The following is a 17,445-nucleotide window of genomic DNA, read 5'->3' on the forward strand; positions in this document are numbered from 1 at the left end:
CTATCATCGACTTGGCGAGCGGCAAAAGTGTCGGCTATGTCCCCGAACACCCGTCGGTCATGTCCCCGGGCTGAACACTTGATCGGGCTCATTCCAGAGACGGCTGTGATTGAATCGATAGGCCGCGGCGTACTGGATTCCCCGCTTTCGCGGGGAATGACAAGGGAGCGTGTGGCCTCGAGCGTCGCCAACTGGCCTTGATAAGCCGCAGCACCATGCAGCGCGTCAATTCGTATGCTTCTTCCTTGAATGCTTGTGCGTGGTCGCCGGCGCGGTGGTCGGCGCAACCGTCGTCGTCGCACCGCCCGGCGCCGACCGGCTTTCCTGCAACCGCCTGTCATAGCCGGGCGACGGTGTGACGGTGGGTGGAACGGCTTGCGCAAGCGTGGATGCACCGCAAAGCATCGCAGCCGCAATCGCCATCATCAGAACAGGCTTCATCGGCACGCCTCGGGTCGGACCAGCGCGCTCATGCACCGCCGCGGATCTGCCGCGGCGTCAGGCGCGGCGGGCCTTGGCCTGCGCTTTCCGCCTCCCTGATCAGCGCCGCAATGCGGCGACACAGCGGCACGTCCACCCCGTGCTGGTCCGCCAGCGCGATGATCGCCCCCTGCAGATAGTCGATCTCGGTCTTGCGGCCCTGCTTCAGGTCCTGCCACATCGATGAGCGCGCCTCGGGATCGATCTTCATTGTCCGCCCCAGGATCACGTTGAAGATCATGTCGGGCAATCGCAGCAGCGTCGGCGTCCAGCGCGGCGGAATCGGCGTCGCCGACACCGGCTTGATATCAGCCGCCGTCATCGTCGCGAGCCCCTCAGCCATTTGGTCCGCAAACAATCTTCGCCAGTCCCGGTTCGCGAGCTGCGCGGCAAGCGGCATGTCGGACAAGGCGCTCAGCGCATTGTTCAGATTGATGATCAGCTTGCCCCACTGCACGCCGGCGATGTCCGGGCTCGCGCGCATAGCAAGGCCCGGCACCGACAGCGCCGCGGCCGTATTGGCCTGATCCTTCTCGACATGAATGTCGCCGGAGGTCGAGCGGTGGAAACGCCCCTCGCCCATCGCGATGACGTTGAACGGCACCATGCCCGCGAGCACGCGTCGCCCCGGCAGTCTCTCGCGCAGGAGACCCACATTGCCGACGCCGTTCTGCAAGGAGACGATGACGGCATCCTGCGGCGCATGCCGGGCTATCAGCTCAGCGACCTCAGTCGTGTCGGCGCTCTTCACGGTCACCAGAACGACGCCAACACTGTGAAAAATCGAGGCATCTTCCGACAGCGCGAGCTGGCCTGCGGAGAGTCGCCGTTCATCCCCGTCGAAATCGGTCAGGCGCAGGCCGAACCGCTCGATCTCGGTCTTCACCCGCGGCCGCACCAGAAGCGCCACGCGGCGGCCGGCGGCAGCGAGCGTGCCGCCGACGAAGCAGCCGATGGCCCCCGCGCCCGCAACGGCGATCGGTCGATCCGTCACCACCTAATCTCTGCTCCCCAAACAACTTGCCGCTTTCGACAGCGGCGTTGACCGGACCTGCGCCTGACCGGACCTGCGCCTGCCGGACCTTCGATAGCAAAGGCCGCGCCGCTTGCCCATCGGCCCCTGCGGTTGCGGCGCGACCGCCTTGTAACCGTCATGAGAGCCCCATATGTTTTCGCCCGGGGCATGTTCAGCGGGAGAGCACCATGGGTCTACTCGACGTCCTCAACGGCATGCAGAACGGCCCGCGCGGCCCCAGCACGCCGAGCTCGCAAGAATCCTCCGGCGGCATGTCGCCAATGAGCATGGCGATCCTTGGCCTGCTGGCGTGGAAGGCATTCAAGCATTTGACGGCAGGCCAAGGCAGCGCGGCGCCGCAATCGTCACCCTTGCCGCCGCCGACGCAAGCGAATGCCGGCGGTGCAGCGCTTCCGGGCGGCGCGCCCGGCGGCGGCGGGCTCAGCGATGTGCTCAAGGGCGGCCTCGGCGGCCTGCTCGCCGGCGGCGCGGCCGGCAGCGTGCTCAGCGGCGGGCTCGGCGATCTCCTCAACCAGCTCCAGCAAGGCGGCCATGGCGAAACGGCGAATTCCTGGGTCGGCAAGGGTGAGAACAAGCCGATCGCACCGGGCGATCTCGCCAACGCGCTCGGCGCCGACCAGATCCAGAGCCTGTCGGCCCAGAGCGGCCTGTCGCGCGACGAGCTCCTGTCAGGTCTCAGCCAGTATTTACCGAAGGTGATCGATCACCTGACGCCGGACGGACGGCTGCCGACCGAGAACGAGCTGTCGGACAGGATCTGATCGAGCTCTGATTTCAGTCGTATCGTTGCTGCAAGGGGAGTTGCGAACATGGGCGGGATTATCTGGATCATCGTCGTCGGCTTCGTCGCCGGCCTCATCGCGCGCTGGCTGATGCCGGGACCGAAGAATCCGCAGGGCTTCATACTCACCACCGTCCTCGGCATCGTCGGCGCGTTTCTCGCAACCTTTATCGGCCAGGCCATCGGCCATTACAGCCTGGACCAGGGCGCCGGCTTCATCACCGCCACGATCGGCGCGGTGGTGGTGCTGTTCATCTGGCATCGCCTGGTGGCGAGCGGCGTGATCAAGGGCTGACGGCATAAGCCGGGGCTAACTGAAACCACGAGCCTCTGCTGCTACTCCGCTCGTCATGCCCCGGCTTGACCGGGGCATCCAGTACGCCGCGGCTTCCCCGCATACGATTGATGTCTCTGGAATACTGGATCACCCGCTTTCGCGGGTGACGACAGCGGGGATGTGAATCGCACCTGCCGTAAACGCGCAATGACGCATCACGTAACCAAATGCAGCCCGGCATCCATGCGCACGATCTCGCCGGTCATGTTGCTGGAGGCTGGCGTTGCCAGGAAGCAGACGAGCTGCGCGACGTCGTCGGCGCTCGAGGCGACCTTGAGCGGCACTTTCGCGACCACGTTGTCGCGCACCTGCTTGGCAGCATCCTCGCCGCGGCCCTTGGTGAACCAGGGCGTATCGATATAACCGGGACAGACCGTGTTGACGCGGATCAGCGGCGCAAGCGCGCGCGCCAGCGACAGCGTGATGGTGTTGAGCGCGCCCTTGCTCGCGGCATAGGCGATCGAGGAACCGACGCCGCTGATGCCGGCAACGGAGGACACGTTCACCACCGCTGACGCCCGCCCCGAGGCGTTCGCGCCGGCCTCGAGCAGCTTACGTGCGGCACGCACCATCTGGAATGGACCGATGGTGTTGACGCCATAGAGCCGCTGAAAATCTTCCGCCGACAATCCGTCAAGATTGGCGTGAGCGACGTGCTTGGTCGTACCGGCATTGTTGATGAGCGCGTCGAGCCGGCCCCAGGCCTCGGCCGCCGCGACGATCCTGCGGCAGTCCTCGTCGCGCGAGACATCGCCCTGCGCGATCACGACCTCGGCCGCGCCTGCCTTGCGACAGGCCTCGGCGGTGGCCTCGGCTTCCTTCTGGCTCGAGGAGTAATTGATGACAAGCCGCGCGCCGCCGCGCGCGAGAATTTCCGCGGTCGCAGCTCCAAGACCGGATGCGGACCCCGTCACGATTGCGCACAAGCCGTCCTTTGCCATCCGGTTATCCTCTCTTGCTGTGAATGCCAGCGGTCTGTTTAGCGAGTTTGCGGACGGCTGCAAATCGACCAAACTCCGCTAAGCGGAATTAGTCTCTTTGCCCATGCCCGCGCCGCAGGCGGACCTGCGACCAACGCTTGTCAGGGCCGTGGCTTTTTCCGATCATCGGGCGCAAGAAGAGAGCTGCGCACCCGCTCGAAAACACGGGCGCGCCAATGGCAAAACACGGGGAACGCTGTGGCGGAGAGTGACAACATCGTCGTCGAGACCGCGGAGAAAATCTTCGCCGATCTCGCTGATCCGCAAACCATCAACAACGACAAGAAGGACGCGTGGAAAGCGCCGCTGTGGCAGGCGCTGAGCGAGGCCGGCCTGCCTTTGGCGTGGGTGCCGGAGGACCTTGGCGGCTCCGGCGCAAGCCTTGCCGACGGCTTTGCGCTCCTCAACGCGGCGGGACGTTTTGCCATTGCGGTTCCCCTGGCCGAAACCATGCTCGCCGGCTGGCTGCTCGCGCAGGCGAAGATTGCCTCCACCGAAGGCGAGATGACGGTGCTGCCGGCAAGCCCGCAGAACCGCATCACCCTCAATCCCGACGGCTCGCTCTCCGGCCGCGTCCGCGACGTGCCTTTTGCGAAAGCCGCAAGGCATTTTGCGGTGCTGGCGCATGGCGCAGGCGGCGTGTCCATCGCGCTGGTCGATGCCGGCAAGGCTAAGGTCGAGGCCGGGCTCAATGTCGGCTACGACGACAGCGATGTCGTGACGCTCGACAAGGTCGCGCCCATCACAATCAAGCCCGCGCCGAAGCACCTTGATCAGACCACGCTGATGCTGATGGGCGGGGTGGCGCGCAGCCTCCAGATCGCGGGCGCGCTGGAATCCATGCTCGACATTTCCGTGCGCTACTCCAACGAGCGCGTCGCGTTCGAGAAGAAGATCTCGAAATTCCAGGCGGTGCAGCACAACCTCGCAAAGCTCGCCGGCGAATCCGCCGCGGCGCTGGCGGCTGCGACCTCCGCCGCCGATGCGATCGCGAGCGCGACCGCCTTCAATGACGAGGTCTATCTCGAAGCCGCCTCCGCAAAAATCCGCTGCGCGGAGGCCGCCGAAAAGGGCGGCGCCATCGCGCATCAGGTGCACGGCGCGATCGGCTTCACCATCGAGCACATCCTGCATCGCTACTCGCTGCGGGCGCTGGCCTGGCGCGACGATTTCGGCTCGGAGAGCTACTGGGCCGTCGAGCTCGGCAAGCTCGTTGCCGCCAGAGGCGCCGATGAATTGTGGCCGCTGGTGGCATCACGCTGAGGGATAGGAAACAAAAACATGACCGCTGCCCTCCGTTTCGATCCGATCCGCCTGCCGCCGAAATGCGAGGAGCTGCGCAAGGAAGTGCGCGCCTTCCTCGCCGAGGAAATGGCCCGCGGCACCTTCAACCCTTTCAAGCCAAATCGCGAAGACACCGACGTGCCGGAATTTTCCCGCCGCGTCGGCGAGCGCGGCTGGATCGGCATCACCTGGCCGAAGAAATATGGCGGCCATGAGCGCTCCTTCCTCGAGCGCTATGTGGTGACGGAAGAGATGCGCGTCGCGAACGCGCCGACGCGGCGCTTCTTCGTCGCCGACCGCCAGAGCGGGCCGATCCTGCTCAAATACGCGCCGGAGCACATCAAGATGGACATCCTGCCGCGCATCTGCCGCGGCGAATTGTGCTTCGCCATCGGCATGAGCGAGCCGAATTCGGGGTCAGACCTGTTCGCGGCCAAGACGCGGGCGACCAGGACCGACGGGGGCTATCTCATCAACGGCACAAAGATCTGGACCTCGTCGGCGCACATCGCCGACTACATGATCGCGATCTTCCGCACCTCGCAGCCGACCAAGGAAAACCGCCGTCACGGCCTGACGCAGTTCCTGGTCAAGATGAAGCAGCCGGGCATCAAGGTGAACCCGATCGGCCAGATCACCGGCCAGTACGAGTTCAACGAGGTCGTCTTCACCGACCATTTCATTCCTGACGATCACGTGCTGGGCGAGGTCGACGGCGCCTGGAAGCAGGCGACATCCGAGCTCGCTTACGAGCGCTCGGGTCCGGAACGCTTCCTCGAAACCTACTACGTGCTGACCGAGCTGGTGCGCGCAATCGGCAGCGATCCGGATACGCGCAGCGCCGAAGGCATCGGCCGCCTCGTCGCGCAGCTCCACACCATGCGGCGCATGTCGGTCTCGGTTGCCGGCATGTTGCAGGCGGGCAAGGAGCCCGTGGTGGAGGCCTCCATCGTCAAGGACATCGGCACGGTGTGGGAGCAGCAGCTGCCGCATCGCGTCCGCGATCTCGCCGCCTTCGTCGAGGAGACTGCCAGCAATCGCGAGACACTCGAGCGGCAGCTCGATTTCGCCATCAAGACCGCGCCGAAACTGACCATCCAGGGCGGCACCACCGAAGTGCTCCGCGGCATCATCGCCCGCGGACTTGGTTTGCGCTAACGAGGATCATCATGACGAGCTACAAGGACATCGGCGTCGAGAAGGTCGGGCACGTCGGCACCATCGAGATCCGCCGCCCGCCGCTCAACTTCTTCGACATCTCCCTGATCAACCAGATCGCGGATGCGCTCGACGAGTTCGATTCTGACATCGAAATCCGCGCCTCCGTCCTGTCGGCGCAGGGCAAGGCGTTCTGCGCCGGCGCCAATTTCAACGACCCGGCCCGGCAGGAGCAGGAGGCGCGCGCAGCAAAAGGCGATCCGGCCGATAGCCTTGGGCCGATCAATCATCTCTACATCCAGGCCGTTCGCATCTTCCGCGCCAAGAAGCCGATCGTCGCCGCCGTGCATGGCGCAGCCATCGGCGGCGGGCTCGGGCTCGCGGTGTCGGCAGATTTTCGTGTCACCTGCCCGGAGGCGCGCTTCTCCGCCAACTTTACCAAACTCGGCTTCCATCCCGGATTCGGCCTGACCGTGACGCTGCCCGAGCTGATCGGCAAGAACAACGCCGAGCTGATGTTCTACACCAGCCGCCGCGTCACCGGCGAAGAGGCCCACAGATGGGGCCTTGCCAACGAACTGGTGCCGCAGGACCAGGTGAAGGCGGCCGCGTTGAGGCTCGCCGGCGAGATCGCCGAATGCTCGCCGCTCGGCCTCGTCTCCACGCGTGCCACGATGCGGGCAGGGCTGGCCGATCGCGTGATGGCGGCGACCAATCACGAGCTCGCCGAGCAGACAAGGTTGCGCGCGACGGAAGATTTCAAGGAAGGCGTCAAAGCCACGGAAGAACGGCGCGTGGCGAATTTCAAAGGGCGGTGATTACGACTGCGCAAGCCGACGCCATTGCTTTCCGCTGTCGCCATATTCTCGACTGTCGTCCCGGCGAAGGCCGGGACCCATACCCCCAGGGCGAGGTTGTAGCACGAAGCTGGTAACCACGAGTCTTCGCTAAACTAAATCTTGTGGTTATGGGTCCCGGCCTTCGCCGGGACGACAGCGGTGTTTGCGGCTAGCTACTTCCGCCTCACCACCAGCGCGTCCACGATCGTCACACCCTGCCCTTCTGGATGTACGAGCACCGGGTTGAGCTCGATCTCCGCAATCTCCCGCGCATGCCGTGCCGCAAGCACGGAGATGTCCGCGATCAACTGCGCCAGTGCCGCAACATCCGCCTTGGCAGCCCCGCGAAACCCGTTCAGCAGCGGCGCTGCTTTCAGCCCGGCCAGCATCGCGCCAGCTTCCGCCGCGCTTACCGGCGCGGGGCGGTAGATGACGTCGCGGAACAATTCGGTCGTGATACCGCCGAGCCCCACCATCACCATCGGGCCGAACGTCTTGTCCGTCATCGTGCCGACAATGATCTCGACGCCCTTCTTTGCCATTGGCCCAACCAGAACGCCCTGAACCGCGGCATCCGGCCGATGCCTGCGCGCATTGTTCAGGAGTTGCTCGAACACCAGAAACACCTCGCCTTTGGTCGTAACGTTCACCCGCACGCCGCCGACCTCGCTCTTGTGCGGAATGTCGGGCGACTGAATCTTCATCACCAGCGGAAAGCCGGCACGCGCGATCGCCGAATCGAGTCCGCTCTTCTCTGCGACCAGCACCTCGTCCGGGAGCGCGATGCCGGCCGAACGGAGTAGGGCCTTGCTGTCGGTTTCGGACAGCACCGGCGACGTCAAAAAAGCCGAGAAATCGTGCCCCGGTCGCTGCGCCTTTTCCGCAGGCTTGGGCAGGTCAAATCTCGCGAAGTCCACAAGCTGCCGCAAAGCGCCCCCGACATGGGTGAGGCCCGACAGCACAACGACGCCGGACTTGGCCAGCTCCCGTCGCGCAAAATCCGATGGCAGCGTGTAGGAATAGAACACCACGGGCTTCCTCTGCGCCGCCAGCAGCGGCTTCAGCTCCGCCTCCTTGAAGGGCATCCGCACCTCGCTCGACAGCGACAGCATGACCAGGATCGCATCGACCTCGTCGGAAGCGCTGAGCAGATCGACGCTTTTCTGCAAACCGCCCGAGGTCACGCCCTGGGCGGTGACGTCGATCGGATTGCGTGCAGTGCCGTAGGACGGCATCAATGTCTCAATCTCCGCCTGAACCGGCTCGGAGAGCTCCGGCACCTGCAAGCCCCTCAGCGCCACCGCATCGGTGCCCCAGATGCCCGCGCCGCCGGACACGGTGACGACTGCAACACGATCGCCCTTCGGCAGCGGATTGCTGGCAAGCACCGCGGCGATCGTGAGCGCTTCGTCGAGATCGTTCGAGACGATGAAGCCGTACTTGGCGAACACGGCATCATAAGCCGAGGACCATCCGGCCATGCTGGCAGTGTGTGATGCCGCCGCACGCTCGCCCGCACTGCTGCGGCCAACCTTGGTCACGATGACGGGCTTCTTCACCTCGGCGGCACGCCGTGCAGCTGCGAGAAATTTCTCGACGTCGCGGATGCCCTCGATGAACAGCAGGATCACCTCGGTCGAGGCGTCCTGCACCAAATAGTCCAGGAACTCGCCAGCGCCGAGATCGGACTCGTTGCCGGTCGAGACGACGTAGCTCACGGCAACGCCGAGCGCCTTCGCGCGATTGTAATAGGCAAAACCGATGCCGCCGCTTTGCGCGACGATGCCGATCCGCCGCGTGGTCGCGACCAGCGGCGCCACGCCCGGCTTGACGTCGACCGCCGGGCTGAACGTCGCCGCCACGCGCTGCACCTGGCTGAAAAACCCTTCGGCATTCGGGCCGGAGATGCGCATGCCCGTGCGTGCGGCCAGATCAGCGATTGCCTGCTGCATCACGGCGCTGTCGCCGCCCTCCTCCGCGAAGCCCGAGGAGATGATGACGGCGTTCTTCACGCTGGCGGCGGCGCATTGCTCGAGCGCCGGCAGCACCACGAGCGCCGGGATCATGATGACGGCAAGATCGATCGGCACACCAATGTCGGTGATCGACTTGTAGCAGGTGAGCCCGTCGATCTCGGCGTAGTTCGGGTTCACGGGATAGATTCGTCCGGGATACTCGTTCTTGCGCAGCATCGACAGCAGCCGGCCCGGGATCTTCTCACGATCGCGCGAGGCGCCGATCAGCGCGATGCTTGCCGGCGCGAAGAAGCTGTCGAGCAGATGCGGCATGGGGTATGTATCTCTTTGCTCTTGTTCAACCTATCCCCGTCATGGCCGGGCTTGTCCCGGCCATCCACGCCTCACCTCCTGCACCAGCATCTCGGGTCAAGAACGCGGATGCCCGGGACGAGCCCGGGCATGACGACCCAACAGGCAAATGTGCCAACTGGTCAAGCACTGAGCCGGAACGTCACCCCACTCAGCAAGAATTCATTGCCTGCTACCGCGAGCCCCTTCTCCCTTGCAGCGTGCAGAACACCCGCGACATCGGCCACGCGGAACTCCAGCGCGCTCATGATTTCAGCGCCGCCCTTGACGAAGCGGAAGGTGGCGTTAGGCAGCTTCAGCTCGGTCTCGCCACTATCCGCCTTGCTCGGCGCGACGCCGATCAGTTTCCCCCAATGCTCGGCCAGGCCTTGCGGATCCGGGCTCTGCATCTCGACCGCCGTCAGCGCCTGCGTCACGTCCTTGCGGATGAACTTTTGCCAATCCGGCCCCGCCGGCGGATAGGGGCCCAAGATATCGTCGCTGCCCTTGGTGTGATTGAACTCGATGAAGGCGGCGCGGCAGTCGCGGGGATGCAGTTGCACCCCTTGATAGGGCGGATGGTCAATCACGTTCGCGGTGCGCACGCCCATTGCATTCGCGTTGCGGCCGCGCGCGTCCGGATCGTCGCAGCAGAAGATCGCCATATAGCCGCCGCGGCCACCGGTCTTGGCGATGAAACGGCCGGCTGCGGTGCCGTCCCTGGACGGCGCCACCACCTCCAGCAGGATCGTGTCGATCGGCAGCAGCGCATTTTCCAGGCCATATTTCGCGACATTGCCGTCGCGATAGCAAACGGAAAGGCCCATGATGCCTGCAATATCGGAGATCACGGGCTCGAGCTGAAGCGCAACCAGGCAGATCTGCCGCAAGCGTATATAAGGTGCCATGGTCAAGCGCCCTTGAAAGTGGGTTTCCGCTTCTCGACAAAAGCCTTTGCGGCTTCCTTGTGGTCCTCGGTATCGCCGCAGCGGGTGTGGTGAATGGCTTCGCCGTCGAAGCAGTCCTCAAGCGGGAGGTGTTCGGCATTGTTGATGTTGCGCTTGATGTAGCCAAGGGCGATCGACGGACCCTGCGCCAGCGACAGCGCGAGCTCGTGCGCGGCGGCGTCAATCTCGGCGTCAGGCACCACTTTCGTCACGAGGCCGATGGCCTGCGCCTCCTTCGCGCTCAGCACGGGCGACATCAGATAAAGCTCGCGCGCCCGCGCACTGCCGATGAGTTGGGTGAGGAAATAAGTGCCGCCGTAATCGCCGGAGAAGCCGACCTTTGCGAAGGCGGTCGTGATCTTGCAGGACTCGCTGGCGATGCGAAGGTCGCAGGACAGAGCCATCGAGAGACCCGCGCCAGCCGCCGCGCCGTCGAGCTGCGCCACCACGGGTTTGGGCATTTGATGCAGGATGCGCGACACCTCCATACCGCGGCGCAGGTTCGCGAGCTTGGTCTCGAACGGCAGCGGCGCACGCCCCTCGGCCATCGACTTGACGTCGCCACCGACGCAGAAGCTGCCGCCGGCGCCCCTGAACAGCACCGCGCGGACATCCGGATCATCGGCCGCGCGCCGCGCCGCCTCGACCAGCCCGCGCACCATGTCGGGGTTCAGCGCATTCTTCCGCTCGGGGCGGTTCATGGTGATGGTGAGCAGCCCGCCTTCGAGCTTTTGCAGGACCATGTCGTTGCTCATGGGTGTTTTGCCTTTCTTCTATGGTGCCACTCTCTCACATCGTCATTCCGGGGCGCGCCCCTTGGCGCGAGCCCGGAATCCATCCCCCAGCGATCTCTGCGGCCCGATGGATCCCGGGCTCTCGCTTCGCGAGCCCCGGGATGACGACCTGTTGTCGGGCTCGCTCCTCGCAATGACGGCTATTTCTTCACCAGCGGGCAGCGCGACTGCTCGAGCGACTGGAACGCCTCGTTGCCGGGCACGGTGGCGAGTAGCTTGTAGTCGTCCCACCGCCCCTTGGACTCCGACGGCTTCTTGACCTCGAACAGGTACATGTCGTGCACCATGCGGCCGTCCTCGCGGATCTTGCCATCATGCGCGAAGAAGTCGTTGATCGGCGTCCCTTTCATCACCTTCATGACCGCGGCGGCATCGGTGGTGCCGGCCGCCTTCACGGCTTTCAGGTAGTGCGTGACGGAAGAATAGACGCCGGCCTGCGCCGAGGTCGGCGGCCGCTTCACGCGCTCCATGAAGCGCTTCGAGAAAGCGCGCGTCTCGTCGTTCATGTCCCAGTAAAAGGCCTCCGCCAGGAGCAGGCCCTGTGCGGTTTCCAACCCGATCGAATCGATATCGGTGACGAAGGCCAGCAACGGCGAGATCTTCTGGCCGCCCTTCATGATGCCGAACTCAGCCGACTGTTTGATGGCGTTGACGGTGTCGCCGCCGGCGTTGGCAAGCCCGATCACCTTGGCCTTGGAGGCCTGCGCCTGAAGCAGGAAGGACGAGAAGTCCGAGGTGTTGAGCGGATGGCGGACATTGCCCAGCACTTTGCCGCCGGCCTTCACCACGACAGTGCTGGTGTCCTTCTCCAGATCCTGGCCGAAGGCATAGTCGGCGGTGAGGAAGAACCAGGTGTCGAGGCCGGACTTCACAGCGGCAAGTCCGGTCGTGTTGGCCTGCGCAAAAGTGTCGAAGACGTAATGCACGGTATAGGGGCCGCAGGCCTCGTTGCTGAGGCGGATCGAGCCCGGGCCATTGAAGATGACGATCTTGTTGCGCGCTTTCGCGATCTCGCCTGCTGCAAGCGCGGTGGCGGAGGCCGCGACGTCGTAGATCATCTCGACGCCCTGGTTGTCGATCATGTCGCGCGCGATGTTGGCGGCAAGGTCCGCCTTGTTGAGGTGATCGGCTGCGAGGATCTCGATCTTGCGGCCCAGCACCTCGCCGCCGAAATCCTCCGCCGCCATCTTGGCCGCCATCTCGCTGCCAGGACCGGTGATGTCGGCGTAGAGGCTCGACATGTCGAGAATGCCGCCGAGCTTGAGAGGCGGCTTGTCCTGGGCTTTGTCCTGGGCTTGCGCCGTGCTCGCGACCAACGCCGCGATGAAAATGCCGGACAAAATCCTCTTCATGGCAAATCTCCCTTATCGCGCCGTACTCTGATGGCGGCTTGATTATTGGTATTGGCGAGATCATGCAGCATGCGTCAGGGTGCAGCAAGCGCAGCAGCATCGCGAGGTGAGACGTTTGTTTTCCGCAAAATGGAATGACTTCGCAGGGTGGGCAAAGGCGCAAACGCGCCGTGCCGGCCAATTTCCTCGAACAACGAATGTGGTGGGTACGCTTCGCTTGGCCCACCCTACGATACTCATCGCAGCAGCGCTTCTCGCGACCTGTCACGACACAGCCTTTGCCGCTGCCTGCCAGTTCGAACCGCAGGGCGAAGGACGCGTCGCCGACATCGTCGATGCGCGCAGCTTGCGTCTCGATGACGGGCGCGAGGCGCGCCTCCTCGGCATCGAGCCGACTGCAACGACGAAGCAGGCGCTGGCCGCGATGCTCGCCGGCCGCGACGTTCGCCTGCGCGGCGCCGATGACACGCCGGACCGCTATGGCCGTCAGCCAGCGCTGGTTTTCGTCGGCGAGAGCGACACCTCCGTACAGGCCCTCCTGTTGTCCCAGGGTGATGCAATCCTCTCCGCCGAGATCGCAGACAAGGACTGCGCGGCAGCCCTGATGGCGGCAGAGGCCGAGGCGCGTCGCGAAAAAAAGGGCAGCTGGGCTGACCCATTGGTCATAAAAAACGCGGAAAGTCCGGACGATATTTTGACCGGGATCGGGCGCTTCGTAGTGGTCGAGGGTAAAGTCCTCTCCGTCCGGCAAGCTGGGGCAACGACTTACCTCAACTTCGGCCGGAACTGGACACGCGGCTTTGCTGTGACTATTTCAAGGCGCATGGTTCCGGCCTTCGAGAGCGCCGGGATCGTTCTCAAGTCCCTGGAAAATCGAAAGATTCGAGTCCGGGGTTGGGTCGAGGGAAATGTTGGGCCGCGGATTGACGCGCTCCGGGTGGGACAGATCGAATTGCTGGGCACGAACTAGCCGGGGTAAGGCCTTAAGGCCAGGCACGGGTTAAGCGACGTGGATGGGGTTTTGGGACGCGGAACAGAGGTGAGCCGCCGCCTTCGGGCTGCGCCGGCTGCGCTTTGCCTCGGTCTATCTTTTGGCCTCGGGACGCTGCTCTCGGGCTGCGGCGACATGGGCCGGTTCCAGACCGCGGCCCCGCCGGTCGTCGCACCGCCCAAGCCGAAGCCCGCGGTGGCGCAGACGCCGGCCACGGAGAAGGAACACGAGCGCATCCTTGCCAGCTATGGTGGGGCCTACGACTGTCTCTTATACACATAGCCATGAGATGGCGCATGTGCTGTCCAAGCACGCCGCGATGCGCGAGGACCAGGCGCGCCAAGCTGCGATCGTCACCCGCGTCGTCACCGACATGAGCAACGATCCCGAGCTCACCGCGCTCGCGCTCGCCAAGACCAAGCTCACCATGGCGAGCTTTTCGCGCAACCAGGAATTCGAGGCTGACGGCATCGGCGTCGGCATCTCGGCGCGGGCGCATTTCGATCCCTATGGCGCGGCGCGCTTCCTCTCGGCGATGGAGCGCAACGCCGAGCTGAAGGCCGGCAAGAACGCGCTCGATCCGCGCGCGCAGGACTTTACCTCCTCGCATCCGGCTACCCCCGAGCGCGTACAGAACGCCCAGTCGATCGCGCGGCAATATGCAGCGCCGGAGGGCGCCGAGCGCGACCGCGAGGCCTATCTCGGCGCGATCGACAACATCGTCTATGGCGAGGACCCGAGCGAAGGCTTTGTTCGTGGCCGCCGTTTCCTGCACCCCAAGCTCGGCTTCACCTTCCAGGCGCCCGACAACTTCACGCTCGACAACACCGCGCAGGCGGTGATCGGCGTGCGCGAGGGCGGCTCACAGGCGATGCGCTTCGACGTCGTGCGGGTGCCGGCCGAGCAGACGCTCGGCGACTATCTCAATTCCGGATGGATGGAAGGCGTCGACAAATCCTCGACCGAGGACATCACCATCAACGGCTTCCCGGCTGCCGCCGTGACCGCCAAGGGCGACCAGTGGCAGTTCAAGGTCTACGCGCTGCGCTTCGGCAGCGACGTCTACCGCTTCATCTTCGCGAGCCGGCAGAAGACCACCGAGAGCGAGCGCAACGCGCGCGAGACGGTGAACTCATTCCGCCGCCTGACGCTCGAGGAAATCCAGGCCGCGCGTCCCTTGCGCATCAAGGTGATCACCGTGCAGCCCGGCGACACCGTAGAATCGCTCGCTCACCGCATGGCCGGCGTCGATCACCCGACCGAGCGCTTCCGCGTGCTCAACGGCCTCGACGCCCACGCGCAGGTGAAAGTGCGCGACCGCGTGAAGATCGTGGTGGATTGAGCTCTCGTAGGGTGGGCAAAGCGCAAGCCTGCCCACCACTTATGTCGCACATCGTGGATAGATGGTGGGCACGGCGCAAGAGCGCCTTTGCCCACCCTACGCACTGGAGTTGGTGCGGCTGCCAAGCAGCTGACTAGTTGCCCGCATCCATATCGCCGCGTTCGCGCTGGCCGCTGAGCCAGAGCGCCATCAGCGTCCACAATGCGCCGGAGAGCAGATAGGCACCCGAGGCAATGACGCCGAGATTGGTGGCGAGCAGGAGCGCGGCGAGTGGCGCAAAACCGGCGCCGAACAGCCAGGCCATGTCGGAGGTGAGCGCCGAGGCCGTGTAGCGGTACATCTGCTTGAAGTTGGAGGCGATCGCGCCGGAGGACTGGCCGAAGGACAGCCCAAGCAGGATGAAACCGAGCACCATGTAGATGGTCTCGCCGAACGCGCCGGCATCGAGCAGTTGCGGGGCAAAGCCGCTATAGACCGCGATCGCGATCGCCGAGCCCATCAGCAGCGACTTGCGGCCGACGCGATCGGCGATGATGCCGGAGGCCACGATCGCCGCGACACCGAAGGCGGCGCCGACGATCTCGATCATCAGGAACCTGACCGGGCTTTCATGGGTGAACAGAAATACCCAGGATAGCGGAAACACCGTGACCATGTGGAACAGCGCGAAGCTCGCGAGCGGCGCGAAGGCGCCAAGCATGATGTTGTGGCCTTCGCGCGCGACGGTGTCGGAGATGCGTGAGGGCTGCAGTTCGCGGGTCTCGAACAACGAGGCATATTCCTCCGTCGCGACCATGCGCAGGCGGGCGAACAGCGCCACGACGTTGATGGCGAAGGCGACGAAGAATGGATAGCGCCAGCCCCAGTCGAAGAAATCGTCGGCCGAGAGATTGCCCGCAAAATACGCAAACAGCGCGCTCGCCACGATCAGCCCGAGCGGCGCGCCGAGCTGCGGCACCATGGCGTACCAGCCTCGCTTGTTCGGCGGCGCGTTGAGCGCGAGCAGCGAGGCGAGCCCGTCCCACGCGCCACCCCAGGCGAGACCCTGGGCTGCCCGCGCCAGCGCCAAGAGCCAGATCGCAGCCGCACCGATGTCGCTGTAGCCGGGCAGGAACGCAATCGCCACGGTCGCGGTGCCCAAAAGGAACAGCGCGGCGACCAGTTTTGCGGTCTTGCCGTATTCGCGGTCGATCGTCATGAAAATGACGGTGCCGAGTGGCCGCGTCATGAAGGCGAGCGCGAAGATGGCGAAGGAATAAAGCGTGCCGGTCAGTTCGGTGGCGAACGGAAAGACCAGACGCGGAAACACGATCACCGAGGCGATCGCATAGACGAAGAAGTCGAAGAATTCCGACGTGCGCCCGATAATGACGCCGATGGCGATCTCGCCGGGATTGGCATGGTCATGGCCGTGCTCGCCGGGGTGGATGCCTGCCATTGCGGGGGTCTGTGCGGTCGCCATTCCTGCGCTCTTAACGTCCTGAAAACCAAAGCCGACCACCCCGCGGTCGCCGGGCAGCCTGCCCCTGTCTGGCGCAACCTCCCGCACTGCAACATTGGACAAATTGTCCAATGTCCCAATTGGTGCGCCGCAGCTACGCCTTGGCTGGACTACGAAATTTCCAACAAAAGGCCTACCCGTGTCCCGTTTACGGTTGATCCTCAGGATCTTCGCGCTACTACCTTTGGCTGCCGCACTCTCTGGCTGCGACTTTGTGGTGCTGGCGCCAGCCGGCGATGTCGCGGCCCAGCAACGCGACCTCGTCATCATCTCCACCGTGCTCATGCTGCTGATCGTCGTGCCCGTGATGGCGCTGACGGTGCTGTTCGCCTGGCGCTACCGCCAGTCCAACAAGTCCGCCCGCTACGAGCCGGAATGGGACCACTCGACGAAGCTCGAGCTCGTAATCTGGTCGACGCCACTGCTGATCATCATCTGCCTGGGCGCGCTGACCTGGATGGGAACGCATCTGCTCGACCCCTACCGCTCCCTCGATCGCATCGCCGCCAATCAGCGAGTCGATGAGGCGACGGTGCCACTCGAGGTCGATGTCGTCGCCCTCGATTGGAAGTGGCTCTTCATCTATCGCGACTACGGCATCGCCACCGTCAATGAGTTGGCTGCTCCCGTCGATCGCCCGATCGATTTCCGCATCACCGCTTCGACGGTGATGAACTCGTTCTACATCCCCGCGCTCGCCGGCCAGATCTATGCGATGCCGGGTATGGAGACCAAGCTGCACGCGGTGGTCAACCACGCCGGCACCTACAGGGGCTTTTCGGCAAACTACTCCGGCGCCGGCTTCTCCGGCATGCACTTCGCCTTCCACGGCCTCGACGACAAGGGCTTTGGCGAGTGGATCGCGAAGGCCAAAGCTGCCGGCGGATCGCTCGGCCGTAGCGAGTATCTCCAGCTCGAGAAGCCGAGCCAGAACGAGCCGGTGCGCCGCTACGCCAGCGTCGATGCCGATCTCTACCGCCTCATCCTCAACATGTGTGTCGAGCCCGGCAAGATGTGCATGAGCGAGATGATGGCAATCGACGCCAAGGGCGGCGCCGGCCATGAAGGGCTGAACAACACCCAGCCGCTTGCCTACGACAAATATGCCCGCCGCGGTACCGCCTTCGGTCCCGAGCCGAGCTTCGTGGCCAGCACCTGCACGCCTGACGCACCGCAGGGACAGACGAGCGCCGCGATCAAGACCCGCGCCGACACCACGCCGCTGCTCGGCGCCGGATTGAAGCGGCCAACCCTCACGCCGCTCAAGTCGACGTCCTTCTTCCTCGGACATCGTCCGAAGTCAGACTCCTAAAGAGA

15 protein-coding genes and 1 pseudogene are annotated in these 17,445 nt (G+C 64.5%); 8 read left to right on the forward strand and 8 right to left on the reverse strand.

Annotated features, from left to right (window positions below):
• Nucleotides 1-225: 225 nt before the first annotated feature.
• Nucleotides 226-441, reverse strand: a complete 216-nt coding sequence (locus tag Q3C01_RS28280) for a hypothetical protein (protein WP_458148572.1) — start codon at nucleotides 439-441, stop codon at nucleotides 226-228.
• Between the two features lie 28 nt (nucleotides 442-469).
• Nucleotides 470-1,477, reverse strand: a complete 1,008-nt coding sequence (locus Q3C01_RS28285; RefSeq protein ID WP_458148573.1) for a 2-dehydropantoate 2-reductase — start codon at nucleotides 1,475-1,477, stop codon at nucleotides 470-472.
• A 206-nt stretch (nucleotides 1,478-1,683) separates the two neighbouring features.
• On the opposite strand from Q3C01_RS28285, the gene Q3C01_RS28290 reads away from it, so the two are divergent.
• Together Q3C01_RS28290 and Q3C01_RS28295 are read left to right on the forward strand one after the other, a co-directional pair.
• A complete protein-coding gene (locus tag Q3C01_RS28290; RefSeq protein ID WP_458148574.1) occupies nucleotides 1,684-2,277 on the forward strand; it encodes a YidB family protein in 594 nt (197 codons plus the stop codon).
• A 48-nt stretch (nucleotides 2,278-2,325) separates the two neighbouring features.
• Nucleotides 2,326-2,592, forward strand: a complete 267-nt coding sequence (locus Q3C01_RS28295) for a GlsB/YeaQ/YmgE family stress response membrane protein (protein WP_458148575.1) — start codon at nucleotides 2,326-2,328, stop codon at nucleotides 2,590-2,592.
• A 197-nt stretch (nucleotides 2,593-2,789) separates the two neighbouring features.
• On the opposite strand, the gene Q3C01_RS28300 is transcribed toward Q3C01_RS28295, so the two are convergent.
• Entirely contained in the window at nucleotides 2,790-3,575 is a 786-nt protein-coding gene (locus Q3C01_RS28300; RefSeq protein WP_458148576.1) for an SDR family NAD(P)-dependent oxidoreductase, read from the reverse strand.
• Nucleotides 3,576-3,812: 237 nt separating this feature from the next.
• Between Q3C01_RS28300 and Q3C01_RS28305 the strand changes: the two genes are divergently transcribed.
• Genes Q3C01_RS28305 through Q3C01_RS28315 form a run of 3 tightly spaced genes read left to right on the forward strand, consistent with a single transcriptional unit; the run spans nucleotide 3,813 to nucleotide 6,874 of the window.
• A complete protein-coding gene (locus tag Q3C01_RS28305) occupies nucleotides 3,813-4,877 on the forward strand; it encodes an acyl-CoA dehydrogenase family protein (protein WP_458148577.1) in 1,065 nt (354 codons plus the stop codon).
• An 18-nt stretch (nucleotides 4,878-4,895) separates the two neighbouring features.
• Nucleotides 4,896-6,056 (forward strand): acyl-CoA dehydrogenase family protein, encoded by a 1,161-nt coding sequence (locus Q3C01_RS28310; protein WP_458148578.1) that lies wholly within the window; start codon nucleotides 4,896-4,898, stop codon nucleotides 6,054-6,056.
• 11 nt (nucleotides 6,057-6,067) lie between these two features.
• Nucleotides 6,068-6,874 (forward strand): enoyl-CoA hydratase/isomerase family protein, encoded by an 807-nt coding sequence (locus tag Q3C01_RS28315; protein WP_458148579.1) that lies wholly within the window; start codon nucleotides 6,068-6,070, stop codon nucleotides 6,872-6,874.
• A 194-nt stretch (nucleotides 6,875-7,068) separates the two neighbouring features.
• Here Q3C01_RS28315 and Q3C01_RS28320 read toward each other — a convergent pair whose 3' ends face one another.
• The 4 genes from Q3C01_RS28320 to Q3C01_RS28335 form a co-directional block, all read right to left on the reverse strand.
• Nucleotides 7,069-9,183, reverse strand: coding sequence for an acetate--CoA ligase family protein (locus Q3C01_RS28320; protein ID WP_458148580.1), 2,115 nt, complete (start codon nucleotides 9,181-9,183; stop codon nucleotides 7,069-7,071).
• A gap of 161 nt (nucleotides 9,184-9,344) precedes the next feature.
• Nucleotides 9,345-10,109: a VOC family protein gene (locus Q3C01_RS28325; protein ID WP_458148581.1), complete on the reverse strand. Its 765-nt coding sequence runs from the start codon at nucleotides 10,107-10,109 to the stop codon at nucleotides 9,345-9,347.
• Nucleotides 10,110-10,111: 2 nt separating this feature from the next.
• Nucleotides 10,112-10,903, reverse strand: coding sequence for an enoyl-CoA hydratase (locus Q3C01_RS28330; RefSeq protein WP_458148582.1), 792 nt, complete (start codon nucleotides 10,901-10,903; stop codon nucleotides 10,112-10,114).
• 179 nt (nucleotides 10,904-11,082) lie between these two features.
• Nucleotides 11,083-12,294: an ABC transporter substrate-binding protein gene (locus tag Q3C01_RS28335; RefSeq protein WP_458148583.1), complete on the reverse strand. Its 1,212-nt coding sequence runs from the start codon at nucleotides 12,292-12,294 to the stop codon at nucleotides 11,083-11,085.
• 217 nt (nucleotides 12,295-12,511) lie between these two features.
• On the opposite strand from Q3C01_RS28335, the gene Q3C01_RS28340 reads away from it, so the two are divergent.
• Nucleotides 12,512-13,264 (forward strand): thermonuclease family protein, encoded by a 753-nt coding sequence (locus Q3C01_RS28340; protein ID WP_458148632.1) that lies wholly within the window; start codon nucleotides 12,512-12,514, stop codon nucleotides 13,262-13,264.
• A 69-nt stretch (nucleotides 13,265-13,333) separates the two neighbouring features.
• A pseudogene (locus tag Q3C01_RS28345) lies at nucleotides 13,334-14,627 on the forward strand (M48 family metalloprotease).
• Nucleotides 14,628-14,760: 133 nt separating this feature from the next.
• Here Q3C01_RS28345 and Q3C01_RS28350 read toward each other — a convergent pair.
• Nucleotides 14,761-16,089: an MFS transporter gene (locus Q3C01_RS28350; protein WP_458148584.1), complete on the reverse strand. Its 1,329-nt coding sequence runs from the start codon at nucleotides 16,087-16,089 to the stop codon at nucleotides 14,761-14,763.
• A gap of 178 nt (nucleotides 16,090-16,267) precedes the next feature.
• Between Q3C01_RS28350 and cyoA the strand changes: the two genes are divergently transcribed.
• Nucleotides 16,268-17,440: a ubiquinol oxidase subunit II gene (gene cyoA / locus Q3C01_RS28355; protein ID WP_458148585.1), complete on the forward strand. Its 1,173-nt coding sequence runs from the start codon at nucleotides 16,268-16,270 to the stop codon at nucleotides 17,438-17,440.
• Nucleotides 17,441-17,445 lie beyond the last annotated feature (5 nt).

The sequence above is a fragment of the Bradyrhizobium sp. UFLA05-109 genome (assembly GCF_054185165.1).

What these genes read in the sequence shown, in the direction of transcription:
- Q3C01_RS28280 (WP_458148572.1), bottom strand. Translation starts at nt 441, where the DNA reads ATGAAGCCTGTTCTGATGATGGCGATTGCGGCTGCGATGCTTTGCGGT.
- Q3C01_RS28290 (WP_458148574.1), top strand. Translation starts at nt 1,684, where the DNA reads ATGGGTCTACTCGACGTCCTCAACGGCATGCAGAACGGCCCGCGCGGC.
- Q3C01_RS28295 (WP_458148575.1), top strand. Translation starts at nt 2,326, where the DNA reads ATGGGCGGGATTATCTGGATCATCGTCGTCGGCTTCGTCGCCGGCCTC.
- Q3C01_RS28300 (WP_458148576.1), bottom strand. Translation starts at nt 3,575, where the DNA reads ATGGCAAAGGACGGCTTGTGCGCAATCGTGACGGGGTCCGCATCCGGT.
- Q3C01_RS28310 (WP_458148578.1), top strand. Translation starts at nt 4,896, where the DNA reads ATGACCGCTGCCCTCCGTTTCGATCCGATCCGCCTGCCGCCGAAATGC.
- Q3C01_RS28315 (WP_458148579.1), top strand. Translation starts at nt 6,068, where the DNA reads ATGACGAGCTACAAGGACATCGGCGTCGAGAAGGTCGGGCACGTCGGC.
- Q3C01_RS28320 (WP_458148580.1), bottom strand. Translation starts at nt 9,183, where the DNA reads ATGCCGCATCTGCTCGACAGCTTCTTCGCGCCGGCAAGCATCGCGCTG.
- Q3C01_RS28325 (WP_458148581.1), bottom strand. Translation starts at nt 10,109, where the DNA reads ATGGCACCTTATATACGCTTGCGGCAGATCTGCCTGGTTGCGCTTCAG.
- Q3C01_RS28330 (WP_458148582.1), bottom strand. Translation starts at nt 10,903, where the DNA reads ATGAGCAACGACATGGTCCTGCAAAAGCTCGAAGGCGGGCTGCTCACC.
- Q3C01_RS28335 (WP_458148583.1), bottom strand. Translation starts at nt 12,294, where the DNA reads ATGAAGAGGATTTTGTCCGGCATTTTCATCGCGGCGTTGGTCGCGAGC.
- Q3C01_RS28350 (WP_458148584.1), bottom strand. Translation starts at nt 16,089, where the DNA reads ATGGCGACCGCACAGACCCCCGCAATGGCAGGCATCCACCCCGGCGAG.